At 65.1% G+C, this 23,848-nt stretch carries 25 protein-coding genes, 1 tRNA gene and 1 pseudogene; 14 read left to right on the forward strand and 13 right to left on the reverse strand.

Annotated elements, in window-relative coordinates; translation table 11 throughout:
* Nucleotides 1–54: 54 nt before the first annotated feature.
* Genes HUK72_RS14745 through ung form a run of 3 tightly spaced genes read right to left on the reverse strand, consistent with a single transcriptional unit; the run spans nucleotide 55 to nucleotide 1,498 of the window.
* Nucleotides 55–486: a DUF488 family protein gene (locus HUK72_RS14745; protein ID WP_176597392.1), complete on the reverse strand. Its 432-nt coding sequence runs from the start codon at nucleotides 484–486 to the stop codon at nucleotides 55–57.
* 53 nt (nucleotides 487–539) lie between these two features.
* Nucleotides 540–803: a hypothetical protein gene (locus HUK72_RS14750; protein WP_176597393.1), complete on the reverse strand. Its 264-nt coding sequence runs from the start codon at nucleotides 801–803 to the stop codon at nucleotides 540–542.
* Complete coding sequence (gene ung, locus HUK72_RS14755) at nucleotides 800–1,498, reverse strand: uracil-DNA glycosylase (protein ID WP_176597394.1); 699 nt, start codon at nucleotides 1,496–1,498, stop codon at nucleotides 800–802. The genes HUK72_RS14750 and ung overlap by 4 nt, the downstream gene beginning before the upstream one ends.
* Before the next feature lie 79 nt (nucleotides 1,499–1,577).
* On the opposite strand from ung, the gene HUK72_RS14760 reads away from it, so the two are divergent.
* The 3 genes from HUK72_RS14760 (at nucleotide 1,578) to HUK72_RS14770 (ending at nucleotide 4,189) form a co-directional block, all read left to right on the forward strand.
* A complete protein-coding gene (locus HUK72_RS14760) occupies nucleotides 1,578–2,549 on the forward strand; it encodes a serine hydrolase (RefSeq protein WP_176597395.1) in 972 nt (323 codons plus the stop codon).
* A gap of 63 nt (nucleotides 2,550–2,612) precedes the next feature.
* Complete coding sequence (locus tag HUK72_RS14765; protein ID WP_176597396.1) at nucleotides 2,613–2,978, forward strand: DUF962 domain-containing protein; 366 nt, start codon at nucleotides 2,613–2,615, stop codon at nucleotides 2,976–2,978.
* A 155-nt stretch (nucleotides 2,979–3,133) separates the two neighbouring features.
* Nucleotides 3,134–4,189, forward strand: coding sequence for a GNAT family N-acetyltransferase (locus tag HUK72_RS14770; RefSeq protein ID WP_176597397.1), 1,056 nt, complete (start codon nucleotides 3,134–3,136; stop codon nucleotides 4,187–4,189).
* Here the strand turns inward: HUK72_RS14770 and HUK72_RS14775 are convergent.
* Together HUK72_RS14775 and HUK72_RS14780 are read right to left on the reverse strand one after the other, a co-directional pair.
* Nucleotides 4,167–5,027, reverse strand: coding sequence for a cupin-like domain-containing protein (locus HUK72_RS14775; protein WP_176597398.1), 861 nt, complete (start codon nucleotides 5,025–5,027; stop codon nucleotides 4,167–4,169). The genes HUK72_RS14770 and HUK72_RS14775 overlap by 23 nt on opposite strands.
* Nucleotides 5,024–6,139 (reverse strand): GNAT family N-acetyltransferase, encoded by a 1,116-nt coding sequence (locus tag HUK72_RS14780; protein ID WP_176597399.1) that lies wholly within the window; start codon nucleotides 6,137–6,139, stop codon nucleotides 5,024–5,026. The genes HUK72_RS14775 and HUK72_RS14780 overlap by 4 nt, the downstream gene beginning before the upstream one ends.
* A gap of 288 nt (nucleotides 6,140–6,427) precedes the next feature.
* Between HUK72_RS14780 and HUK72_RS14785 the strand changes: the two genes are divergently transcribed.
* The 4 genes from HUK72_RS14785 (at nucleotide 6,428) to HUK72_RS14800 (ending at nucleotide 10,552) form a co-directional block, all read left to right on the forward strand.
* Nucleotides 6,428–7,423, forward strand: coding sequence for an NAD-dependent epimerase/dehydratase family protein (locus tag HUK72_RS14785; protein ID WP_176597400.1), 996 nt, complete (start codon nucleotides 6,428–6,430; stop codon nucleotides 7,421–7,423).
* Between the two features lie 327 nt (nucleotides 7,424–7,750).
* Nucleotides 7,751–8,758, forward strand: coding sequence for a KpsF/GutQ family sugar-phosphate isomerase (locus HUK72_RS14790; RefSeq protein WP_176597401.1), 1,008 nt, complete (start codon nucleotides 7,751–7,753; stop codon nucleotides 8,756–8,758).
* A 393-nt stretch (nucleotides 8,759–9,151) separates the two neighbouring features.
* Entirely contained in the window at nucleotides 9,152–9,961 is an 810-nt protein-coding gene (locus HUK72_RS14795; protein ID WP_176597402.1) for a 3-deoxy-manno-octulosonate cytidylyltransferase, read from the forward strand.
* 3 nt (nucleotides 9,962–9,964) lie between these two features.
* Nucleotides 9,965–10,552: a histidine phosphatase family protein gene (locus HUK72_RS14800; RefSeq protein ID WP_176597403.1), complete on the forward strand. Its 588-nt coding sequence runs from the start codon at nucleotides 9,965–9,967 to the stop codon at nucleotides 10,550–10,552.
* Nucleotides 10,553–10,776: 224 nt separating this feature from the next.
* On the opposite strand, the gene HUK72_RS14805 is transcribed toward HUK72_RS14800, so the two are convergent.
* Genes HUK72_RS14805 through HUK72_RS14815 form a run of 3 tightly spaced genes read right to left on the reverse strand, consistent with a single transcriptional unit; the run spans nucleotide 10,777 to nucleotide 12,612 of the window.
* Nucleotides 10,777–11,340: an LptA/OstA family protein gene (locus HUK72_RS14805; protein ID WP_176597404.1), complete on the reverse strand. Its 564-nt coding sequence runs from the start codon at nucleotides 11,338–11,340 to the stop codon at nucleotides 10,777–10,779.
* The gene (locus tag HUK72_RS14810) at nucleotides 11,340–11,987 is read right to left on the reverse strand and encodes an LPS export ABC transporter periplasmic protein LptC (protein ID WP_176597405.1); all 648 of its coding nucleotides are present in this window, start codon (nucleotides 11,985–11,987) and stop codon (nucleotides 11,340–11,342) included. The genes HUK72_RS14805 and HUK72_RS14810 overlap by 1 nt, the downstream gene beginning before the upstream one ends.
* A 7-nt stretch (nucleotides 11,988–11,994) precedes the next feature.
* Complete coding sequence (locus HUK72_RS14815; protein ID WP_176597406.1) at nucleotides 11,995–12,612, reverse strand: ribonuclease D; 618 nt, start codon at nucleotides 12,610–12,612, stop codon at nucleotides 11,995–11,997.
* Nucleotides 12,613–12,857: 245 nt separating this feature from the next.
* Here HUK72_RS14815 and HUK72_RS27595 point away from each other — a divergent pair, with 245 nt between their 5' ends.
* From HUK72_RS27595 to HUK72_RS14825, 3 genes and pseudogenes are all read left to right on the forward strand, one after another.
* A complete protein-coding gene (locus tag HUK72_RS27595) occupies nucleotides 12,858–13,682 on the forward strand; it encodes a cold-shock protein (RefSeq protein WP_176597407.1) in 825 nt (274 codons plus the stop codon).
* A gap of 218 nt (nucleotides 13,683–13,900) precedes the next feature.
* Nucleotides 13,901–14,047, forward strand: a pseudogene (locus HUK72_RS27650) (DUF4236 domain-containing protein); the annotation flags it as partial.
* Nucleotides 14,048–14,161: 114 nt separating this feature from the next.
* A complete protein-coding gene (locus HUK72_RS14825; RefSeq protein WP_255325735.1) occupies nucleotides 14,162–15,028 on the forward strand; it encodes a hypothetical protein in 867 nt (288 codons plus the stop codon).
* Nucleotides 15,029–15,088: 60 nt separating this feature from the next.
* On the opposite strand, the gene HUK72_RS14830 is transcribed toward HUK72_RS14825, so the two are convergent.
* Nucleotides 15,089–16,492, reverse strand: coding sequence for a short-chain fatty acyl-CoA regulator family protein (locus tag HUK72_RS14830; protein ID WP_176597409.1), 1,404 nt, complete (start codon nucleotides 16,490–16,492; stop codon nucleotides 15,089–15,091).
* A gap of 124 nt (nucleotides 16,493–16,616) precedes the next feature.
* Here HUK72_RS14830 and HUK72_RS14835 point away from each other — a divergent pair, with 124 nt between their 5' ends.
* Entirely contained in the window at nucleotides 16,617–16,784 is a 168-nt protein-coding gene (locus HUK72_RS14835; protein ID WP_169576117.1) for a hypothetical protein, read from the forward strand.
* A gap of 60 nt (nucleotides 16,785–16,844) precedes the next feature.
* Here HUK72_RS14835 and HUK72_RS14840 read toward each other — a convergent pair whose 3' ends face one another.
* The 4 genes from HUK72_RS14840 to HUK72_RS14855 form a co-directional block, all read right to left on the reverse strand.
* Nucleotides 16,845–17,846: an inorganic phosphate transporter gene (locus tag HUK72_RS14840; RefSeq protein ID WP_176597410.1), complete on the reverse strand. Its 1,002-nt coding sequence runs from the start codon at nucleotides 17,844–17,846 to the stop codon at nucleotides 16,845–16,847.
* A gap of 18 nt (nucleotides 17,847–17,864) precedes the next feature.
* Entirely contained in the window at nucleotides 17,865–18,980 is a 1,116-nt protein-coding gene (locus HUK72_RS14845) for a DUF47 family protein (RefSeq protein ID WP_176597411.1), read from the reverse strand.
* A 105-nt stretch (nucleotides 18,981–19,085) separates the two neighbouring features.
* The gene (locus HUK72_RS14850; protein WP_176597412.1) at nucleotides 19,086–21,200 is read right to left on the reverse strand and encodes a TonB-dependent receptor domain-containing protein; all 2,115 of its coding nucleotides are present in this window, start codon (nucleotides 21,198–21,200) and stop codon (nucleotides 19,086–19,088) included.
* Nucleotides 21,201–21,328: 128 nt separating this feature from the next.
* Nucleotides 21,329–22,261: a LysR family transcriptional regulator gene (locus HUK72_RS14855; protein WP_176597413.1), complete on the reverse strand. Its 933-nt coding sequence runs from the start codon at nucleotides 22,259–22,261 to the stop codon at nucleotides 21,329–21,331.
* Nucleotides 22,262–22,370: 109 nt separating this feature from the next.
* On the opposite strand from HUK72_RS14855, the gene HUK72_RS14860 reads away from it, so the two are divergent.
* From HUK72_RS14860 to HUK72_RS14870, 3 genes are all read left to right on the forward strand, one after another.
* Nucleotides 22,371–22,444: transfer RNA gene (locus HUK72_RS14860), tRNA-Gly, on the forward strand.
* Nucleotides 22,445–22,472: 28 nt separating this feature from the next.
* Nucleotides 22,473–22,667, forward strand: a complete 195-nt coding sequence (locus HUK72_RS14865; RefSeq protein ID WP_176597414.1) for a DUF4169 family protein — start codon at nucleotides 22,473–22,475, stop codon at nucleotides 22,665–22,667.
* A gap of 255 nt (nucleotides 22,668–22,922) precedes the next feature.
* Nucleotides 22,923–23,774: a hypothetical protein gene (locus HUK72_RS14870; RefSeq protein ID WP_176597415.1), complete on the forward strand. Its 852-nt coding sequence runs from the start codon at nucleotides 22,923–22,925 to the stop codon at nucleotides 23,772–23,774.
* Nucleotides 23,775–23,848: the final 74 nt, after the last annotated feature.

The following is a 23,848-nucleotide window of genomic DNA, read 5'->3' on the forward strand; positions in this document are numbered from 1 at the left end:
AAGCCCGGGGTGACGATGAGGCATGTCTTTGGCCACACCAATCATCCCCAAACCTCAAGGCACCAAATCCACCCGCTCCGCATCCGGCATGACCGCATCGATCAGCAACGACCGGTGACAAGCCGTCGCATCCCGCTCGAAGCACAAAACCGCCACTGCCTGCTCCTCCGCCATCTCCAGCAGTTGCGCCGCCTGCACCATCGCCTCGGGCAGCTCCAACTGCCCCGCATAGATTTCCGCCAGCCGCTGATGCTGCCCCTTGCGCGCAGCCTCCCGCCCGGCGGCGGGCGTGCCCAGCGCCTTCAACCCGACATAGTCGATCCCCGCCTTCCGCAGCCCGGCGGCAAGGATATTCTTGGAAAAGCCCGGCCGCCGCGACAAGGGCACCGCGCGCACATCGGTCAACATCGTCACGCCCGCCGCCCGCAAGGCCGCGATCACCTCGTCCTGCGTGGCGCCCTCATAGCCGATGGTAAAGATTCGCATGCCCGACAGACTATCGTGTTCCTGCCTGCGCAGGAATACGCGGCGGCAAAACGCTACTCGTCCCCCTCGGCCCGCTCCATCATCTCCATGAAATCCCGCGCCGCATCCCGGTCCGCCGGATCATCGAACGCCTCGTCCAGATCGGGCGCCGCACCCAGCAGGAACATCAGCGACCACAGCGCAAAGCGCCGCCGCCCGTCCGTCTCCAGCCCGAAATCCACCCGCATGCGCTCGATCCCGGCATCCAAGGCATCGGGCGTCAGCGCTTCCAATTCCCGAACCCCGAAATAGCGGTGCAACTGATCGTCGAAATTCATGCCGCCGCCACCGTCTCCGGCAATCCCCAATCGATCGCCCCGCGCCCTTTCTCCTCCAGAAAGGCGTTGGCCTGCGAAAAATGCCTGCACCCCAGAAACCCGTTATGAGCCGAAAGAGGGGAGGGGTGCGCCGCCTTCAGCACCAGATGCCGCGTCCGGTCGACAAACTCCGCCTTGCGCTGCGCATAGGCGCCCCACAGCAGGAACACCACCGGCTCGCTCTGCTGGTTGACCAGCCGGATGATCGCGTCGGTGAATTGCTCCCAGCCCCTTTTCTGATGCGAAGCCGCCTTGCCCATCTCCACCGTCAGCACGCTGTTCAGCAGCAGCACGCCCTGCCGCGCCCAATGCTCCAGGAAACCGTGGCGGCGTGGCGTCAGCCCCAGGTCGCTCTGCAATTCCTTGTAGATATTGACCAGCGACGGCGGCGTCCGCACCCCCGGCTTCACCGAAAAGCACAGCCCATGCGCCTGCCCCTCGCCATGATAGGGGTCTTGCCCCAGCACCACCACCTTCACCTTGTCCAGCGGCGTCAGGTCCAGCGCTCGGAAATATTCGCTGCCCTTGGGGAAGATGCGTTTGCCCTGCGCCTTCTCCTCCTGCAGAAAGCGTTTCAGCCCCTGCATATAGGCGCTTTCAAATTCCCCGAGCAGCGGCGCGCGCCAGCTCTCGTCCAGCTTGATCGTATCGCTCATGGCCCGGCGTGATGAACCGCCGGGCGAGCCGCTGTCAACAAGGCTTGCCTGACGCGCGCGAATCGGGAAAAGGAAAGGGATGCCGCGCCTTCGTACCAAGCTGATCGCCTTCATGGGTCTGTTCCTGGCCCCGTTGCCCACCGCCGACGCCTTCGGGCCAACGCCGAACCCGGTCCAACACAGCGCCGAATCCCGCCTGATGGCCGAATTCGCTCGCTTTGCCACCCTGACCGACGGCACGGTCGGCATCGCCGTCCGCGACCTCGGCACCGGGGAGACGCTGGCTTATAATGGCGACACGCTGTTCCCGATGGCTAGCACCTACAAGGTGGCGGTCGCGGCCAAGATCCTCTCGCTGCTCGACGCGGGCAGCCTCAGCCTCGACGAACCGCTCCTCCGCCTCGGCCGCCCGCTGCCGGTGCGCACCCTGCTGGAGATGAGCCTGACGCTCAGCGACAATGAGGCGACCGACGCGCTGGTCGCCCGCGCCGGCGGCCCGCTCGCGGTCAACGACTGGCTCCATGCCGCCGGGATCAGGAATCTGCGCGTCGACAGCAACACCCGCGACCTGCTGGCCCGCGCCAAGGTGACCGGCGCTGGCTTCGGGGATGAAGCGGCGATGGAATCGGGCCTCTCCGCCAGCCAGCGCGACGCCCGCGACATGCCCAATATCGGTTTCGCCGCCGATCCCCGCGACACCGCCACGCCGCGCGCGATGGACGACCTGCTCGCCGCGATTCGCCTGGGCAAGCTGCTGAAGCCCCAGACGACCGCGCTGATGCTGTCGATCATGGAACGGTGCAAGACCGGCAAGGCCCGGCTGCGCGCCATGCTGCCCCCCGGCACCCGCATCGCGCACAAGACCGGGACGCTGAACGGCCTGGGCAATGACGCGGGTATCGTCACTTTGCCCGATGGCCGCATGTTCGTCATTTCGGTTTTCGTGATGAAGGATTATAAGGGCCATGAGATGCGCGACCGCATCATGGCCGAAGCGGCGCGGGCCGCTTATGATTATTTCCTGTTCGCCCCCGATCGGCACACGGCCTGACGCATCCACCTTAACTTCGATCACCTTTCCCGTTAGCCTGCAAAGGCAAGAAGGAGGGGGGCTATGGACGGCAAGGCGGCATTCCAGGACTTCTGGCCCTATTATCTTCAGGAACATGCCCATGCGGGCACGCGGGCGATGCACTATGCGGGCACCAGCCTGGTCGTGCTGCTGCTCGCCGCGCTGCCGGTGGCGGGAAGCTGGTGGATGGTCCCCGCGCTGCCGCTGGCGGGCTATGGCTTCGCCTGGGTCGGCCACAGCCTGATCGAACATAACCGCCCCGCGACCTTCCGCTACCCGCTCTGGTCGCTGCGCGCCGACTTCGTTATGTGGTTCCGCTTTCTGACAGGAAAAATGGGCCGCGACCTCAAACGCGCCGGCGTCCGCCCCGACGGCACCATCGACCCGAACCTCCGCCGCGAACTCTAAAATCCCCCCATCGCAGATGGGGAAGGGGACCGCCGCCAAAGGCGGTGGTGGAGGGGAAATGCGCAACTTTCACCCAATATCCCTACGCTTCGCGCAGGGAGGATTAAGCAGCTCCGCTTGACCCCCACCGCCGCTCTGCCAAAAGGGGGGCCGCAATGGCCCTCACCGCGCAATTCACCCGCCTGCCCGACCTCGCGAGCCTGGCCCCCCGCTGGCAGGCGCTGGAGTCCCGCGCCGCCGCCAGCTTCTTCCTCGGCTGGACCTGGACCGGCGCCTGGCTGGAAAGCTATGCCGTCCACCCCGAACTGCTCGCCGTCACCGACCCCCAAGGTCAGGACGTCGCGCTCGCCCTGTTCGGCCACGCCATGCAGCCCCGCCTGCTGGGCCGCAGCGCCACGCTATCGCTCAACCAGTCCGGCGACCCCAGCGCCGACCGCCCCTTCATCGAATATAACGGCCTGCTGGTCGCAAAGGGCGGGGAAGGGGAGGCGACCCAGGCCGTCCTCAAGGCCCTGCAAAGCCGCAACGACTGGCGCACCCTGCGCCTCGGCGGCATCGCCCCCAACTCGCCGCTCCTGACAATCCCCGCCCGCCGCAAGACCCGCCTCGACCGCTCCCCGGTCTATCAGGTCGATCTCGAAGCCGTCCGCTCCGCCGACTATCTGTCGCTGCTCAGTGCCAACAGCCGCAGCCAGATCCGCCGTGCCCTGAAAGACCATGACGGCACGCTCCCGGCCATCGCCAAAGCCACCCCAGCCGACATAGAATCCTGGCTCACCGAAATGCAGGCCCTCAACACCGGCCGCCATGCCGACAACGCCTGGGACGACACCGCCTTCCGCCGCTTCGCCGCCACCCTCGCAACCCGAAGCGAAAAGGTCGAACTCCTCCGCTTCACCGACGGCGGCGGCACAGTCGGCCTGCTCCTCAACTTCCTCCACGACGGCATAGCGATGAACTACCAGTCCGCCTTCGCCGCCCCCCGCACGACGAAGGACAAGCCCGGCCTGCTCTGCCACGCCGCCGCCGTCGACCACTACGCCGCCCGCGGCCTCACGCTCTACTCTCTGCTAGCCGGCAAGGACCGCTACAAGCAAAGCCTCGCCACCCGCGAGGAAGCTCTGGAATGGTGGCAGATCGACCGCTTCAGCCCCCGCCTCGAAGCCGAAGCCGCCTTGCGCAAAATCCTCAGACGCCCAGCTTCCGCATGATCCGATAGGCGATCCGCCGCGCGCCCTGAGCCTCCGGCCGCGTGCCGATCCGTCCGACCGGCAGCCCGCGCCGCCGCAGCAACGCGTTCAGACTGTGCAACTCGCCCTCCGCCACGCTCCGCTCCGACCGCCAGGTCACGGACAGGCTCACCGAAACGACAGGGCCATTCTCCACGAAATGCGGCGCCTTCACCGGCACATGGATCGCATCCCCCGGCAACAGCGTCACCGCCATGCCCCGCTCGCGAAACCCGTCCCGCCAGTCCAGATTGCGATGCCCGCCCGCATGAAAAGCCTCGCTCTGCACCGCCGGCACCAGTTCCTCGTCCCCCGCCGGAAAGACCGTCATGACCTTCTCCCCCCGGATCTGGAGCAGGATATTATGCTCCGGGTCCATGTGGAACGGCGTCACGCTGCCGGGCGAGGACAGGAAGATGAACGCCTCCCGATGCAGCATCGGCCCGGTCTCCCGCTCCACCAGCGGCGCCAGCTCCGCCAGCGCCCGGTCGAGCAACGCGCCATAATCGGCATCCCGCTCGACATTCTTGAGCACCGCCCAACTGCCGTTGGTCTCTATGGTCCGGATCGTCTCGCCCAGCGTCAGCCCATTTGAAGGCGTATCCTCCGCCCGCACCCCCAAAGGCAGCTTCCCCAGATTATACTCGACCGAAGCAGCAGGCATCCGCTCCGCCAACCCGGCCAAGGCCTCCAGCGTCAGCAGTTCATGCCCCGCCAGCCCATGCCGCAATGGCGCCGCCCTATCCGGATAAGCCGCCGCAAAAGCCGCCCGCGCCTCTTCCGGAAACACCGCCGCCTCAATAGCGCTCACCGCGTTCATATCTGCCCCTTCAACCTCTGCCCCAGCGCCTCCACGCCATTGGCCAGCGCAAAGGCCACGCTCCGCCCCGCACCCCTTAGCGCGATGCGATATTGGGTGATCGTCCGCCGCTCGCCCCACAGGCTGTCGATCATCGGATGATCCGCCGCCGCGCAGCTATCCATCCAGCCAATGGCGGGATCGCCCAGCACCGCCTGCAAATTGGCGATCTCGATCAGCACCCCCGGCGAAAAGCGCCCCAGCGCCTCGTCAAAGGCGATCTTGAAGGAAAAGGCCCCCTCGCCATGCCGGAAATTGACCAGCATCGCGATCGCCCGCCCATCCAGGTCCATGCGCAGGAAATGCAGCCGCTTATTCTCGAAAGCCGCCGCACAGGCCGCCCGAAAAAAAGCCGCATCGTCCACCTTGCAGGCCAAGGCCGACCCTTCGGCCCCCTTCCAGCCCGAAGCCTCCAGCGCCAGAAATTCCCCGCACCACGCGGCCAGCTCCGCCCCGTCGGCCAGCAACCGGCTCTCCACCGTGCCGAGATCGGCCAGCCGCTTCTGCAAGCGCCGCAATTCCTTGCGCTTCTTGGCCCGCACATTGGCTTCCCAATAGGCGTCCGCATCCAGTTCCGACCGTAGCATTGCCCGGTCGTACCGATGCACTTCCCGCCGCCCGCGCCGCTGCTCGACGCACAGCGCCTCCAGCGCCGCCGCATTCGCCCCCGCCGCATCCAGCCCGCGCAGATGCAGGAAGCCCGGCGCCCAGTCCGCCTCGTCCAACTGCCCCAGCAGTCCCCGCCACGCCGCCACTTCCTCGCCCCGCCGAATCAGCGGCGCGCCGAAGAAGCAATGATCATGCATCCAGTTGGTGACGCACCGCACCGGCAATCGCCCATGCCGCGCCGAAACCACCACTGGCATCAGCCCGATCAGCTCGCCGCCCCGCTGCGCCTCCAGCACGCGCACCGCCGTGCCGCCCGCCAGATGATCCAGCGCCGCGCAGAGCATTTCGGGCATGTAGAAGGCGTTGGCCTCCGCCGCCTCGTCCGCCAGCGCGGCCCAGCGCGCCCGCTGCACCGGCGCATAGGCGCGCGCATTCGCCATTGCGGGATGGGAAGCCATGTCCATGCCCCCGGCCATATCCGCCAATGATTAGGGAAAGGCTAACCCGTGAAGGATCATCAGCCATGCCCCGGGCTTGACCCGGGGTCCCGCTTTTCTTTGGATGCAGTGCCCAACCTCAGACAGCGGGACCCCGGGTCAAGCCCGGGGTGACGAGCGTGGAGAAGCTCTGTTCCCACCCCCAACCCAGCAATTTTTAGGCACTAACACGCACCTTATGGGGAAAGCCCTTTACATCGCTCCCCGGATTGTCTGTGAAAGACTCCAGCGCCAGGCAAAGACAGGAACTCGCCCATGACAATCCTCGTGACCGGCGCCGCCGGCTTCATCGGCATGGCCGTCGCGGACCGTCTTCTGTCCGAAGGCCGGGCCGTCTTCGGCATCGACAATATGAACGACTATTACCCCGTCTCGCTGAAGCGCGACCGGATCGCCGCCCTGCATGATCGCCATGGCGGCCTGTTCACCTTCGCGGAGCTGGACTTTGCCGACATGGACGCACTCCAGGCGGCGCTGCACGACCATCCCATCGACGCGATCATCCATCTCGGCGCGCAGGCGGGCGTGCGCTATTCGCTGATCAACCCGCACGCCTATGTCCGCTCCAACCTGGCCGGCCATGTCAACATGCTGGAAGTGGCGCGGGAACGGCGGGTGCGGCACCTGGTCTACGCCTCCTCCTCGTCGGTCTATGGCGGCAACGACACGCTGCCCTTCCGCGTCGAGGACCGCGCTGACCATCCCGTCTCGCTCTACGCCGCGACCAAGCGCGCCGACGAGCTGATGAGCGAGACCTACGCCCATCTCTTCCGCATTCCGATGACCGGCCTGCGCTTCTTCACCGTCTACGGCCCCTGGGGCCGCCCCGACATGGCGATGTGGATTTTCACCTCGAAGATTCTGGCGGGCCAGCCGATCCCGGTGTTCAACCATGGCCGGATGCAGCGTGACTTCACCTATATCGACGATATCGTCAGCGGCGTGATCGGCTGCCTCGACCATGCGCCGGAGGATGATGGCGCGCCCAAGGCGGGGGGCAGCCGCTCGCCCCACCGGCTCTACAATATCGGCAACAACCGCCCCGAAGAATTGATGCACCTCATCGCCGTTCTGGAGGAAGCCTGCGGCCGCAAGGCGGAGATCGACTTCCAGCCGATGCAGCCGGGCGATGTGCCCGCAACCTTCGCGGACATCAGCGCTATCGCCCAGGACATCGGCTTCGCGCCGACTACCGGGATCGAGGTGGGCGTGCCGCGCTTCGTCGACTGGTACCGCGCTTATCATGGATAAAGATGGCGCGCCGCGCATTTTGGGACGGGGCAGGGTGGCCAGAACCGTCGCCGCCGCAAAAGGTTCCGCGCCCCGGCGACAATGATGATCGGCTGATCGCTTTTTGATCCATTGTGGCGTTAATGGCGCGTAAATCTTCATTCGCACTTGCGAAATAGATTGCCATTTCTAAGGGAAGACGCCTATCCACATCAACCGGGTACCGGTTGGCTCCAACCGGTCGGGTCGCGGAACGAGGTAAGGGCGGACCACCGTGGGGCGGTGATCCGTCGCCACTGCCGGAAGCTGGATCGAACCGGCAACGGCGGTGGAAAAAAGGGCTTACGCGTGTCGACAGTAACGAAGATCGTGCCATTCGGCTCAGGCGGGCGCATTGCGGAAACCGCGCGTCGTACCTTGTCCATCGCGGCCGAAGGGCTGAGCGCCCTCGAAAACCAGTTTAACGACCGGGAATTTTCCGCCAATTTCCTGCGGCTGGTCGGCGTCATCATGAGCGTGCGCGGCCGCCTGATCGTCACCGGCATGGGCAAGAGCGGCATCGTCGCGCGCAAGATGACGGCGACGCTCACTTCCACCGGCACGCCCGCCATCTTCCTGCATCCCGCCGACGCCGGTCATGGCGACCTGGGCATGGTGACGCCGGACGATGTCGTGCTGATGCTGTCCCATTCGGGCGAGTCCAACGAACTTGGCCCGATCATCCAATATTGCAAGCGCTTCGCCATCCCCCTGCTGGCCATGACGGCGCGCCCGCACAGCACGGTCGCGGCGGCGTCGGACATCTGCATCCTGATGCCGAACGTGAAGGAAGCCTGCCCCAATTCGCTGGCGCCGACGACCTCCACCACGATCCAGATGGCCTTTGGCGACGCGCTGGCCATTTCGCTGATGGAGATGCGCGGCTTTTCGGCGGACGATTTCCACAAATTCCACCCCAATGGCCGGCTGGGCGCGCAACTCGTCAAGGTGCGCGAACTCATGGCCTCGGGCGGCGACGTGCCTCGCGTGGAGGAGGACGCGTCGCTGCTGGACGCCACCATCGAAATGACCCGCGCCCGCCTGGGCGGCACGGCGGTCGTCACCGGCGCCGGGGCGTTGATCGGCGCCTTCACCGACGGCGACCTGCGCCGCACCGTCACCGGCACCCGGCACATGAACGAGCCGGTCGGCCGCTACATGACGGCGGAACCGCTGTCGGTCGGCCCGGAGGAACTGGCCTCCGAAGCGCTGCGGTTGATGCACGACCATAATATCACGCTCCTCTTCGTCTGCGAAAAGGACCGGCTGATCGGCGCGCTCCACATGCACGACCTGCTCCACGCGGGCGTCGCCTGAGCGGCACTCGCCCTAAGAACGACCGTGCTCCTGCGAAGGCAGGAGCCTGGGCGGGGCGAGCAAATTCGGGGTTCGTCGGACTGATCGATTTGAGTGGTAAGCGGACGTTTCTAATCCTCCCCATCGAGAGATGGGGAGGTGGCAGCACGAAGTGCTGACGGAGGGGAAAATACGCAGGTCGCGCCAATTCCCCTCCACCACCGCCTCCGGCGGCGTCGAAGAGAGTCACGTGCCTCTCTTCGACCCTCTCTACGCGGAGCGTGGGGAGGATTTAACGGCTACAATTAGCCATTTCCCGACCTTCCCAATTCGTCCACCCAATCCAATCTCGCCCCCTGACTGCTTTGCCGCACATGCCCCTTCACGCAGCCCCTCAACGGCATTCATTCTGAAATGACCCCACCCGCCCTCATCGTCATCCCCGCCCGCGCAGCTTCCTCCCGCCTCCCGCGCAAGCCGCTGCGCGTCATCGCGGGCCGCACCTTGCTGCACCGGACCATCGCCATGGCCCGCGCCGCCACGACCGGCCTCCCGCACACCCAACTGCTGGTCGCCACCGACGACGAGGAAATCGCCGCCCACGCCCGCGCCGCGGGCTGCGACGCCGCCATGACCGACAGCGCGATAGCCACCGGTTCCGGCCGCGCCCTCGCCGCCGCCCGGCGATGCGAGAACCGACCCCGCTTCATCGTCAACCTTCAGGGCGACAGCCCCTTCCAGCCCCAGGACGCCCTGCGCGCCGTCATCGCCACGCTGGAGGCGGGCGCGCAGGTCGCCACCCCCGTCATCGCCCTGGACTGGCCCGCGCTCGACGCCCTGCGCGACCACAAGACGCGCTCGCCCTTCAGCGGCACTACCTGCGCCCGCGCGCCCGACGGCCGCGCCCTCTGGTTCTCGAAAACCATCATCCCCGCCATCCGCAACGAGGACGCCCTGCGCCAAAGCCAGCCGCTCTCCCCGGTCTGGCGCCATGTCGGTCTCTACGGCTACACGTTCGAAGCGCTGACCCGCTTCGAAGCCACGCCCCCCACGGCGCTGGAAAATCTCGAAGGCCTCGAACAGCTCCGTCTGCTCGAACTCGGCATCCCGGTTGCGACCGTCCCGGTCTCCCCGCCGATCTTCGACAGCTCCGGCATTGACACCGAAGCCGACATCGCTCGCGTCGAAGCCCTGATCGCCACCCATGGCGACCCCACGCCCTGATCCATGCGCCGCATCTTCATCATCCGCCACGGCAACACCTTCGAAAGCGGCGCGCAGGCCCGCCGCATCGGCGCGGGCACCGACATCCCGCTGGTGGAAAGCGGCCAAGCCCAGGCCGACCGCCTCGGCGCCTGGTTCGCCGCGCAGAACTTGTCCATCCGCCGCCTCCACAGCAGCCCGCTCCTTCGCGCCCGGCAAACCGCCGCCCGCATCGCCGCCGCCACCGGCCACCCCATTGACGGCCCGCTCCCCTGGCTCAACGAGATCGACCACGGCCCCGACGAAGGCCAGCCCGAAGCGCAAGTCCTCGCCCGCCTTGGCGCCGAAGCCCTCGCCGCCTGGGATGAACGGGGCATCCCGCCCCAGGACTGGAAAGTCGACGCCGAACCGCGCATCGCCGCCTGGAAAGACTGGTTCGCGCAAGGAGGGGAGGGCGCCGACCTCCTCGTCACCAGCAACGGCGCCGCCCGCTTCGCCCTGCTGGCGCTAGGCCTGCCGCTCGCTAACCTCAAACTCCGCACCGGCGCCTTCGGTGAACTGACGGTGGAGGAAGGGGGCGTCCAGCTCATCCGCTGGGACGTACGGCCGTAACCGCGCCGCCGAACGCTCCGAAGCGGCAGCTAGGGTGAGAAGCGGATGTTGATGTTCGCCTTGGGCAAAACGTGCTCCTGCGCAGGCAGGAGCCCAGTCCCGCCCTTCGTGCATCATGGCACCACCCGAACTGGGCTCCTGCCTGCGCAGGAGCACGACGCGCTTAATGGCAATTATTGGCCAAAACCCGCTTCCTCGCGATCAGCGGAACCCTGAACCCAGGCTCAATCCTTCCGCTGCGGCACCGTAAAAGTCCCCGACACGCGCCCGCCCGACCCACCGGAAACGCCCGACGAACCGCCCCCGGCCGCAGCCCGCCCATCCACGGTAGACCGCCCACTGGTCAGATCGATCACCAGCCGCCCCCCGGTCAGCCGGTTCGTCCCCTGCGTCAGCGACACATTGCCCAACATGGTGATCAGCTTGCTGTTCAAGTCATAGATGGCGACATTGCCCTTCGCCGTCTGGTCCGCCTTGGTCACGACCACATTGCCGGAGGCGTCGATCCGGTCGATCTCCACCCCATTGGTTCCCGTCCCGCCGCCCGGCTGGTTCCGATAGGCGACCGTCATCCGCGCCGCATTCAGCGTCATGCCCGCCTGCGTCACCTCGACATGGCCGGACACGATCACGCGATCCGCGCGGTCCTGCACCTCGATCCGGTCGGCGGTGAAGTTCACCGGCGCATTGCTGTCATGATTCTTCAGCACCTGCGCGTCCGCCCCCGCATAGACGAGACCAGCCGCACCCAGCGCACCCAACGACACCAAAAATAGGGTCTTTTTCATCACTTCCGCCCTTTGAGGCCATTTTGTTCGATACGCAAGCTCGCACGCCCGTTCAGCGTCACCGTCCGCGCGCCCAGGTCCGCCTCCAGATGGTCGCCGCTGAACGTCCCGATCGGTATCCGCCCATCCACGCGCCCCGCGCTCTGCATCCGCCGCGACTTGAGGTCCACGCCCACATCCCGAGTCGTCAGCCGATACCCGCCCTCCGACTGGAATTGCACCGGCCCGTCGATCGCGACCCGCTCCGTATCCATGTCGTACCGCCCCTTCTGCGCCCGCAGCAAAGCCTGCCCGTCCGACAGCAAAATCCGCGCCGACATGTCATTGAGGTCGACGATCGGCTCCCGCGAACTCTTCTGCACGGCAGAACCCGCCCGCAGGGAGAAGGGCTGCCCCTTGCTATCCTCCCCGCGATAGAGCGCCTCGGTCACGCGCATCCGCTCCTTCGCCACCTCGACCTTGTTCTTGTCGAGCACGAAGCTCACCTTGTCCCCCCCGGTAAAGGGCGCCGTCGCCAGCAACGCCGCCAGCACGCCGACCGCCGCCGGCAGCCAGTTCTTGAGCAGCCCGACCAGCCGGTCATGGCTCCCCCCCGGCCGCGCCCAGTGACGGCGCATATTGCGTTGCTGATCGGCCTGAATCGACATCAAACCCTCACATATGCGCGAAAATATCGATCTCCGGCCATCCCGCCAGGTCCAGCTCCGCCCGGTGCGGCAGGAAATCGAAACAGGCCTGCGCCAGTTCCATCCGCCCTTCGCGGATCAGCCTTTTATCCAGCTCCGCCTTCAGCGCATGCAGGTAACGCACGTCCGACGCCGCATATTCCTTCTGCGCGTCGGACAGCACGGGGCCGCCCCAGTCGCTCGACTGCTGCACCTTGGACAATTCCTGCCCCAGCAGCTCGCGCACCAGCTCCTTCAGCCCATGCCGGTCGGTATAGGTCCGCACCAGCCGCGACGCGATCTTGGTGCAATAGACCGGCGCCGCCACCACGCCCAGATAATGTTTCAGCGCCGCGATGTCGAAGCGCCCGAAATGATAGAGCTTCAGCCGCTCCGGATCGGCCAGCACCGCGCGCAGATGGGGCGCGGCATAATCGCTCCCCGGATTGAAGCGCACCAGATGCTCGTCGCCCTTCCCGTCGCTGATCTGCACCACGCACAGGCGGTCGCGGGGCGTGATCAGCCCCATGGTTTCGGTGTCGACGGCGATCGGGCCGGGGGCAAGGACGCCCTCGGGCAGATCCTCTTCATGGAAATGGACGGTCATGATTCCCCTCTATGGCGAAAGCGGCCAGTTCGCAATCGCCCCTTGGCGATGGGAACGAAAGGCGTCCATTCCGTCCCAAAGTCGCCATTTTAACGCCCTTTACCCGCCTCAAAAATCATTCGCGCTGCCCTGAAAAGCTGATATAGTGATTCCCAAACCGCGACTTGGCGGTGGATTCTGCATGTCATTCGCCCGACATGCTTGTCTGGTTTAGTCTGGGGCGAAGCGAAAGTGACCAACAGGGCATGAGTTTTGATAGAGGTCGCCGCGGCGGGCGCGGCAAGGATAAGCGCGACGGTTTCGGCGACGAGGGTTTCTATGAAGGCGGCCGCGGCGGCTTCGGTGGCGACCGCGGTGGCTTCAGCGGTGGCGGTTTCGGCGGTGATCGTTTCGGCGGCGGTGGCGGCTTCGGCGGTGACCGCGGCGGCTTCGGCGGCGGCGGTGGTGGCCGCGGCGGCTTTGGCGGCGGCGGTGGTGGCGGCTTTGGCGGCGGCGGCGGTGGTTTCGGCGGCGGTGGCCGCGGCATGCCCGCCCAGGTCGTTGGTGAAGGCACCGGCGTGGTCAAGTTCTTCAACGGCCAGAAGGGTTTCGGCTTCATCGTCCGTGACGATGGCGCGGAAGACGTATTCGTCCACATTAGCGCTGTTGAGCAGGCGGGCCTGACCGGCCTGGCCGAAGGTCAGCAGCTTGGCTTCACGCTGGTCGATCGCGGCGGCAAGGTGTCGGCCACCGATCTCAAGATTGAGGGTGAACCGCTCCCCGTCACCGATCGCGCGCCTCGCGAACCCCGCGCTGGCGGCTTTGGTGATCGTCCGGGCGGCGGCGATCGCGGCCCGCAGCGCCAACTCACGGGTGAGCGCGCCAGCGGCACGGTTAAGTTCTTCAACGCCATGAAGGGCTTCGGCTTCATCCAGCGCGACGACGGCCAGCCCGACGCATTCGTGCACATCAGCGCCGTAGAACGCGCCGGCATGAGCGCTCTGAATGAAGGTGATCGCCTCGACTTCGAACTCGAAGTCGACCGTCGCGGCAAGTACGCGGCTGTGAACCTTCAAACGAAGGCCGACTGATAAACACCTGACCGCTTTCGCGGAGAGGATAGAAGGGGTCGCCTGCCCGGCGGCCCCTTTTTCGTCTTAAACTTAGTTTCAGGAGTTAGCTTCGCACCATAGTCGGTCATTCACGTCGAGCTATGTCAATCCCAAAAGGCTGACGTCTCCACATCAGAATATCTTCCACTTGATTTTGCTCTGTCGGTGAGAGACCAAAGTAGGGATTGGGGGGAAACATGCCGTTCTACTTTCGCAAATCTATAAAGGCAGGTCCGTTTCGGTTCAATTTCTCGTCGGGAGGTGTGGGCGCTTCTGTCGGCGTGAAAGGGCTACGGGTGGGCTCTGGCCCACGCGGTCACTATGTCCATGCCGGAAGGGGAGGCTTCTACTATCGGGCCACGATTGGCTCACCGGGAGCGCGGCGCCGTAATGCGCAATCCCTCCCGACCACCGCAAAACCACAGGTGCCTGCCGGCAGTTTTGAAGGCGGTGTGCATATGGTCGAGGTAGAGTCAGGCGATGTCTTCGCAATGCGCGACAGCGCTTATTCCGAGATTCTGAACGAGATAAATGAGAAGCGGGAAAAGCCCAGCGCGGCTCTGCTCTTTGGACTTGGCTTCGGGCTGCTTGGTCTCTTGGCCGTCGCGGTTGCTGGACCGATTGGCATAATCATCTGGTTGCTCGGTTTAGGGGCATGGGCTTTCGGCGCGTGGTTGGATTCCTATCAACGGACCGTCGTGCTGTTTTACGATCTCGAGGGGGATACCCAGGCGGCTTATGAGCAGGTGATCCAAAGCTTCGATAGGATGGCCGCAAGCCATGGAAAGTGGCATATTGAGGCAGGCGGTAGTGTGCAGGATCTTACAACCTGGAAGCGCAACGCCGGGGCCTCCCATATCGTCAAACGTAGTCCCACAACGCTGACTTATGCGCTTCCCAAAGCTGTCACCTGCAATGTGACGCCGCCCTCCATCCACGTCGGCAAGCAGGTGATTTATTTCTTGCCGGATGTTGCCTTTATCGACGATGGCCGGAAGGTTGGTGCGGTAAGCTATGCCGACCTCACGGTTCAGTGGCAGCCATCAAATTTCATCGAAGAGGGAACGGTGCCGCGGGATTGCGAGATTATCTATCGAACTTGGAAGCACCCGAACAAGAACGGCGGGCCGGATCGTCGTTTCCGCGACAACCGTCAGCTTCCCGTCTGTCGATACGAGGCGATGCATATGCGCAGCGCGAATGGGGTCAATGAGCTTGTCGAGTTTTCCAAGGCTGGTGTTGTTGCACCGTTTGTCCAGGCTTTGAAGGCTATGCCCAAGCGTGCGAAACAGCATTCTTCCCTGCAGATCAATGCATCCGGCTAACGTTAGCTATCCGACCTTGCTCGTCCATAAGCTGACTTTTCGAAATCGTCCAAAACCACTCTAAACCCGCCGAAACGGAAACGGCGCCACCGTCCGCTCATAGCCATGCAAATCCAGCGCCCGCGTCACCGGCGGCAGGGCGCGGTCGGGGCAGTTGCGCCGCTCGCACAGATGGCAGGTCGGCCCCACCTCGGTCACCCCGCCCTTTTCCATGTCGATCCCGTCGGCGTGCACGATCCTTGGCCCATGCTTCGCCTCGCAGCCGAGCGCGATCACCGACCGCCCCCGCGCGCCGCCCTCCATTGGCAGGCCAATGGTCAGGCTGACGAAGCGCCGCCCGTCCATCGTCTCGATCATCTGCGGGCGCACCGCGTCCGGCTCCTGGCTCTCATGCGCGTCCCAGCGCGGGCAGGTGCCGCCCAATCGCGCAAAGGGCCAGGCCTCGCCATCGAAGCGCTTGGAGACTTGTCCCCCACGGTCCACCTTCGCCATGAAGAAGGGCACGCCCCGCGCCCCCGTCCGACCCAGGCTGGTCAGGCGATGCGCCAGTTGCTCCATCGACACGCCAAAGCGCGCCCGCAGCAGCGGCAGGTCGTGCCGGCTCTGCTCGGCCGCCTTGGCGAAGCGGTCATAGGGCATGATCAGCGCCGCCGCGGCATAGTTGGTCAGCGCGATCCCGGCGAGGCGGCGGCTATCCTCGTCCGGCGGTCCCGCCCGCGTCACCTGGCTGCCGATCGCGTCCGCCAGCTCCTGCACGCAAAGCTGATAGGCGACCGCGAACAGCCGCCCCGAAGAGGCCAGCCGCTCGCTCAGCAACAGCCGCCGCCGGTGCATGTCATAATGGCGCAGCGTCCCGGCAAGCACATCCTCCCGCACGATCTGCACCGCCATGCCATGGCGTTCCTTCAGCCGCGCCCGGATGCCCGCCTGCATGGCCGAGGGATCGTCCCCCAACTCCTCCGCCAGCGATTCCGCCGCGGCGTCCAGTTCGGCAAAATGATTGCCCGCCCGCGATATCGTCTCGCGCAGCCAGTCCAGCGGCGCATGCAGCGGCGCCACGCTCCCCGGACCCGCCGCGACCTGCTCGGGCAGGCGGCGCAAGTCGCTCAAGGCGCGGTAGAACCGCCCGATCGCCTCGCTGACCCCCGGATAATTTTCCGCGACCTCCAACACCTCGTCGCGGGCGATCCCGATGTCGCGCACCAGCGCATCGGACAGGATTTCCCCTAGCGCGCTGGCTGCGCCTTCCTGCGTGCTGGCGACGAAATCGCGGATATCGATGTCATAGACATTGGCCAGCCGCAGCAGCATCTGTGCCGTCAGCGGCCGCTGGTTGCGCTCCAGATGGTTCAGGTAACTGGGCGAAACCCCCAATTCCTCCGCCATCCGCGTCTGGTTCAGCCCCAGCTCCCGCCGCAAGACCCGCAGCTTCGGCCCCAGATAGAGTTTCCTGTCATCCGCCATACTGTCACTATGTCAAAAAATGACAATATGAACAAGTCACCCCATGACACGGCCCCACTAATCGCCCTTACCTTGCGGGGTCATTCATGGTTTCTGATGTCATCCCAACGGAAAGGAACACCAGATGGAAACGACTGAAACACGCGAGCCCACCCGTTCCCGCGCAGTTTTCTCGCAGGAGGATTTTGGCCTGATCCGCACCGCCATCGCCCATTATCTGCGCGAGGTTCAGGACAAGCCCGAATCCGTCAAATACGCTAATCTCTATCACCGCCTCGGCCGGGTGAGCTGATCGGCCACCAGTTCGAAAGGGAAAGGGGCGCGGCGAACAACCGACCGTGCCCTTTTTGCATCAGAACAGCCTGGTCAGCCCATAGAAAGCCGCGCCAATGATGGCGGCGGCAGGCAGGGTGACGACCCAGGCGACGATAATGCTCGACGCCACATTCCATCGCACCGCCGACAGCCGCCGCGACGCGCCCACGCCGACGATGGCGCCGGTGATCGTATGGGTGGTCGACACCGGCACGCCCAGATGCGTCGCCAGGAACAGCGTCATCGCCCCGCCGGTCTCCGCGCAGAAACCCTGCGCCGGGGTCAGCCGCGTGATCTTCGACCCCATGGTATGGACGATCTTCCACCCGCCCAACAGCGTGCCCATGCCCATCGCCGCCTGACAGCTCAGCACCACCCAGAAGGGCACGTGGAAATCGCCGGTCAGCATGCCCTGCGAATAGAGCAGCACGGCGATGATCCCCATAGTCTTCTGCGCGTCATTGCCGCCATGGCCGAGCGAATAGAGCGAAGCCGACACGAGCTGCAACTTGCGGAACACCCGGTCCGCGCCCTGCGGCGTGAAGCGGCGGAAGATCCAACTGATGATCAGCACCAGCAGCAACGCCAGCACCAGCCCGATGGCGGGCGACAGCACGATGGCCGCGCTGGTCTTGAACACCCCGCTCCACACCACGGCGGACAGCCCCGCCTTGGCCGTCCCCGCGCCCAACAACCCGCCGATCAGCGCATGACTGCTGGAGGAGGGTATGCCCAGCCCCCAGGTGATCAGATTCCACGCGATGGCCCCCATCAGCGCGCCGAAGATCACCTGCGGATCGATGATGCTGGCGTCGACAATGCCTTTGCCCACCGTCTCCGCCACATGCAGGCCGAAGAACAGGAAGGCGATGAAGTTGAAGAACGCCGCCCAGGCGACCGCATATTGCGGCTTCAACACCCGCGTCGACACGATGGTCGCGATCGAATTGGCCGCGTCGTGCAGCCCGTTCAAAAAGTCGAACAGCAGCGCGACGCCGATCAGCGCGACCAGCAGCGGAAAGGCGATATGGGCTTCCATGATTTTGCTCTGACCGGGTCAGGCGTGGTCGATGACCAGGCCGGAAATCTCATTGGCGACGTCCTCGAACCGGTCGGTCACCTTTTCCAGATGGCTGTAAATCTCATTGCCGACGACGAAGTCCATCGGATTGCCCTGCCGAGCCTGGGCATAGAGCGCCTTGAGGCCCGTTTCATGCAATATGTCGGCGTGACCCTCCAGCTTCACCAGCCGCTCGGTCAGGTCATGCAGCCGCGCCGAATTGAGGTTCAGCGACCGCAGCAGCGGCATCGCCTCCGCCGTGATCCGCGCGCATTCGACGATCAGCGCGCTCATATCCTGCATCTGGGCGGGAAATTCCTTCACCTCGAACAGGGAGATCGCCTTGGCGGTCTTGTTCATCTGGTCGATGGCGTCATCCATCACCCCGATCAGGCCCGTGATGGCGCTGCGGTCGAACGGCGTCACGAAGATGCGGCGGACGTCCTGCAGCACTTCGCGGATGATGTCGTCCGCTTCATGCTCGCGGTCCGAAATCTCCTTGATATGGGCATCGATGTCCGGCCCGCCCTTGAGCAGCCTGGCGAGCGCATCGGCGCCGGCGACCAAGGTCACGGCATGATCCTCAAACTGCTCGAAAAAGCGCCCTTGCTTGGGCATCAGCGCGTGAAACCAGCGCAGCATTCCAGTCCTTTCGGTTTGCCATTCCCTGATCCGCAACAACGTCCGCACGAACAGGCCCGGGTCTTTCGGGGGTTCGCGAAAGGCTGCGATAATAGATTGCAGATCGGGTTCGTCGACGGCCTTTGCAGCTTCGGCCACGGGGAACCAACGCAGTTCCCGCTGCCCTTGTTCGGGCCATTGCGGCAACTGGCCGGTCACTGCAAGCGGGAAAACCTCGACCGTCGCCTCTTTGGTGTCGCCCCGCCGCCGCTTCTTGTCATAGCGATAGCGGCCGATCGGCGCGGGGCAGGCGATGCCGTGAATGCCCGCTTCTTCAAAGGCTTCCAGTTCGGCGGCGCGATGGCCGGCCATGCCCTTGATGCGATTGCCCTTGGGAATCACCCAGCGCCGCGTTTCGCGCGAGGTGATCAGAAGAATGCGCATCGACCCATCGGGATCGGTCGCATAGGGAAGGGCGGCGATCTGACGCATCAGCCGCCTTTATACGCCGCGAGGCGTGCATGACTTATGAATGGCCACCCCTGAATCACCGGCGCCTTGTAACAAAATCGTCACATTGCGCAATCGATCCGCTTGTCAGATCGACAGGCGGGCCGTCACCCGGATGTCGCGTCCCGCCAAGGGCGCGTAATCCTTGAGGAAACTGGCGGCTCGCCGCGCCTCGACATCGAAGATGTTGTTGGCGGACAGGGTGATGGTCGTCCGGTCATTGCCCTTGATGGGCTTGAAGGAAAGCGACGCATTGACCAGCGTGAAGCCGTCAGTCGGCGTCTCGGTGTCGGCAATGCGATCCTGCGCGAAACTATGTTCGACCTCGCCGCGCAGGTTCAGCCGATCGCCCTGCAATTCAACGCCCCCCAACAGGCGGAGCGGCGGAATCCGCGGAGCCGGGCCAGATCCCTTGATGGTGGCGCGGACATAGTCGGCCACCCCATCGAGATTGATGGCATAGCCGCCGATCTGCCCGACTTTCAGCGTGCCTTCCGCCTCGAAGCCGAGATAGCGGGCATTGGCCTGGAGGTTCTGATAGCAGGGGAAGTCGAGCGGTTCGCCGCCATTGACCGCCATGCAGACGCTGTCATCGGCCAGGGAATCATAGATATAGCCGTCGAACCAGTTGTGATAGGCGGACAGCGAGATTGTATAGCCCTTGCCCTGGCCGCGTAGCGTGCCTTCAATGCCCCAGCTTTTTTCCGGCCCGAAATTGGGATTGCCCAGTTCAAAGGCCTGTGTCCCGGCATGGTTGCCGCGCGCGAACAATTCCTCCGCCGATGGCGCGCGTTCGGTGCGGGACAGGTTCAGCCCGGCGCGCCAGCCAGGGATGATTTCCTGACTGATCCCCAGCGAACCGGACAGCGCGTCGAAGCTGCGATGATAGGCCGGGTTGAGCAGCGTCTCGTCCGCGTCGGCGCTGACCCGCGTATGTTCGTAACGCCCGCCCAGTTCGACCCGCGTCGTGCCCAGGTCGAAGGACTGCAAGGTAAAGAAGCCCAATTGTTCGGTTTCGTTGCGCGGCAGGAATTTCTCTTCCCCCACGACATGGAAATTGCGGGCGAAGAACTGCGCGCCGATCGCGCCGTCCCAGCCGCCGCGCTTGGCCTGCACCAGTTCCAGCCGCGATTCGATCGACTGGTTGTAGAAGGTTGTGCCGACCGCGCCGGATTGCTCGATCTCCTGATGCTGGTAATCGGCAAAGCCCGCACGCAGGCGGATGGATTCCAGAAAGCCGCCATTGACCGGCAGTTCCGCCCGCAGGTCGGCGCGGTCCTGCTTCATATGCAGCCGCACCTGTTCCGCCTCGCTGCCCGGATCGAGCGAATAGCGGACCGGCACGCCATAGAAATTGTCGGTATGCGCGACCGAGAAGCCCAGATTGCCGCCGTCGGTGATCAGCGCCGCGCCGCCCGCCACTTCCCAAGTGCGCGCCGCGCTGTTGGGCAGCTTGCCGCGTAGATCGGCCAGCTCCCGTATCGCCGGATCGCCGCTGGCGGCGGCCTGTGCGCGCAGGGCGGGGGTCAGGATATAATTGCCGGTGTCGAGATCGCCGCTCTTCGAATAGCTGCCGTCGAAATGGACCACGATCTTGTCACCGATCGGCGCCTCGATCTCGCCCGATCCGGTGCGCTCATCGGCGGCGCTGCCATAGGTGGCGATGCCGTCGATATGGACCGGCTCATCGGGTACGCGGCGCGGGATGCGGCTGTCGATCACATTGACCACGCCCCCGATGGCCGAAGAACCATAGAGCAGCGCCGCTGGTCCGCGCAGCACCTCGATCCGGTCGGCGGTCAGCGGGTTGATCGCCACGGCATGGTCGACCGAGGTGTTGGACACGTCGAAACTGCCGATGCCGTCGGTCAGGATGCGGACGCGCTCGCCCTGGAAGCCGCGAAGGACGGGGCGGGAGGCGTTGGGGCCGAAGGAGGTCGCTGAAACGCCCGGCTGGTGGGCCAGCGTGTCGCCAATGGTGGGGCGCAGCGCGCGCGTCAGCGCTTCGCCCGAAACCACAGAGGTGCCCGACAATATGTCGCCCTGCCGCCGCGGGATGATGGCGGTAACGACGATGTCCGCTCGTTGATCATGATAGGCCTGCGGCGCGGCGTCGCTGGCGGCGTCTTGGGCAAAGGCAGGAAAGGCGGCAGAAAGTGCGGATAGGGCGCAACCGGCACGCAACAGCGCGGAACGATACATTCGGTTCGTCATCCTTGAATCGGGAAGAGATGGGCTCTCCTATCTGAAATGATATAGCATATCAACACTGGTTCGACATATGGACGAGCGCTGGCCGCGAAATCGCCTCATCCAGCCGCAAATGCGCGTTAAAGAAAGAGAAATTCCGCCAACGCCGCAGCGGCGGCGGGGCTTTGCGGACGCACGGCCTGCCGCACTTCGATGGCGGGCAGGGGGCGTTCGAGCGCGATCCGCCTGATCCCCGTCATCCGCCCCAGATCGCGCGCCAGCGGACCGAAGGCGGCAAAGCAGCCTGCCCCTTCGCGCAATATAGTCATGATGTCGAAAAGATTGTCGGTTTCCAGCACCGGATCGCCCAGCCGCACCCCACCGCGCAGCAGCGCTTCGTCAATAATCTGTCGCAGCCCGTTGCGCGGCTCCATCGCCAGCGTTGGCATGACGGCCAGCTCTTCCGTCGCCACGCTGTCCCGCCGGGCGAGCGGATGATCGGCCCCGGCATAGAGGTTGATCTGCTCCGACCAGCCATAGCGAGAAGGCAGGTCGTCCGTCTCGCCCAGGGCATAGAAATAGGCGATGTCGGCCTTGCCCCGATGCAGCGCCCAGGCCGCTTCCTCGGCCAGATGGATCGTCAGGTCGAGCGTGATGGCGACATCGTCGTTCGCGGCTTCGAAGGCCGCCAGAGCCTCCTGAAAATGGCCGAAGACCGGCGCGGGCGCGGCCAGGACGATGGTTTCCCGCGCAGGCGAGGGCGCGGTGGATGGCAAAGCGCCGGGCGAGGCAGGGGGAGGCGCAATGTCGTCCGCTTGATCGACCTGCCAGTTGTCCGGCTGATCCTGCGACAAGAGCGTCATGGCCTGCGCCGTTTTCCGGCCTGCGGCGGTGAGGCGGGCGTCCCCGGCCAGATCGTCGAACAGGCGGTAGCCCAGCCGCAGTTCCAGCGACGCCAGATCCCGCGCTACATCGTCGGCGGTGATGCCCAGATCGCGGGCGCAACGCAAGAGGCTGCCCGATGCCACCATCTGCGCGAATATATCCAACTGGCGCAGGGAAGGCGTGGCCATGGCCCCTGATAGTGCAAATATCGCGCGGGGTTAAGGCGGATATTGGCCTTTATTGCTTTGCCATATTGACGAACCCCGCCCGATGATGGCAGGGCGCTCAACCTGACGGGCGGGTATAGCTCAATGGTAGAGCACTAGCCTTCCAAGCTTGTGATGCGGGTTCGATCCCCGCTACCCGCTCCATCCCCTCACTAGAGGCCCGTCCCTGCTTATGGGCGACATCATCAATCTTCGGCAGGCCCGCAAGGCCAAGGCGCGAGCGGAAAAGGACCGTCTGGCGCAGAGCAATCGCGCCAAATTCGGCCGCACCAAGGCCGAGCGCCAGGCACAGTCCCTGGAAGAAGAACGGAAGAACCGTCAGATTGAGGGAGCGGTTCGCGACAATAAGGACGCAGAGCCCAAGTAACGGTTCATGATTTGCCATGGCAACAGGCGATATGTGTAACGCCGCATGCGAATGACTGGGATGAATGGCTGTTAATATTGTAGCTGTTGGGATCAATTCGTCGGCGGTTTTGCCCGATTGGTCCGGAATGTCGACGGGGCCTTGCGCTGAATCGTGAAGCTTGCGGGTTCAACCTGCGCTATGACTGGAAACATTCGCTCAGTTCGCCCAGCCAGGGCCGCGATTGCCGCTGTTCTGGCTCTCAGTTCCCCCGCGTTGTTCGCGCAGACCATCGTTCCGCCCACGGAACCCGCTGTCGCGGCGCCCCCGACGGAGCCCGCCCCGCAGACCGCAGCGCCTGCTCCGGTTTTCGCGCCGACGCAACCGGTGGTCCAACCGACGACCTCGGTCGAGCAGCGTCTGGATGCCGCCATCGCCGCTTCCCAAGCCGCGGATGAGACCGCGCCGCCTGTCGCCGCAAAGCGCGTCGCGCCCAAATCCGCGACAAGGGCGGTGAAGCGGGCGGCGGAGCCCGCTGCGCCAGCGCCTCGCGCCGATCCGCCGGTGCAGCGCACCGCACCCGTTCCAACTCCGCCTGCGCCCGTTGAAACCGTCGCGCCGGTTGAACCGGTGGCGCCGGCGACCCAGGCGCCTGTTCCTCCCGCCAAGGCCGGGATCGATCCGGCGCTGCTATGGGCCTTGGGCGGCGCTTCTCTGCTGCTCCTTGGGCTGGCGGGCGCCGCCTTGCTGCGCCGGCGCAAGGGGCCGGAGGAGGCATGGGTGGAAGAGGTGAGGGAGGCGGCCCCTGTCGAACCGGCCCCAGCACCCATGGCCCCCATGCCGCTGATGACGCCGCCCCCTGCGAGCCCCACCGCGCGGAGCGATGAGAATCGCAGCCTTGAGGCGATGGTGGCGGCGCCGCCCAGCCCGGAAAATCCGTTCCGCACACATGCGAAGCGGATGACCCGCGCAAAATTTCTGCTCGCCCAGCAGCAGAAGCGGGCGGAAATCCCCTCCGCGCCGGTCATGGCTCCGGCCGACTCGCCCCGGCCGCAACCCATGCAGACGGTCTATCGCTTCGGTTCTGATCGGCGGCGCGAAGGGGTCTTCAAGCCCCGGACAAGCTGAGTTCGATTGGATTTGCGGGAAAAAGGGGGTGCCGCTTCCCACCGGCACCCCCTTTGCCGTGGATAAGTTCGGTC

It is taken from the genome of Sphingobium sp. 15-1 (genome assembly GCF_013375535.1).
GTDB lineage: Bacteria > Pseudomonadota > Alphaproteobacteria > Sphingomonadales > Sphingomonadaceae > Sphingobium > Sphingobium aromaticivastans.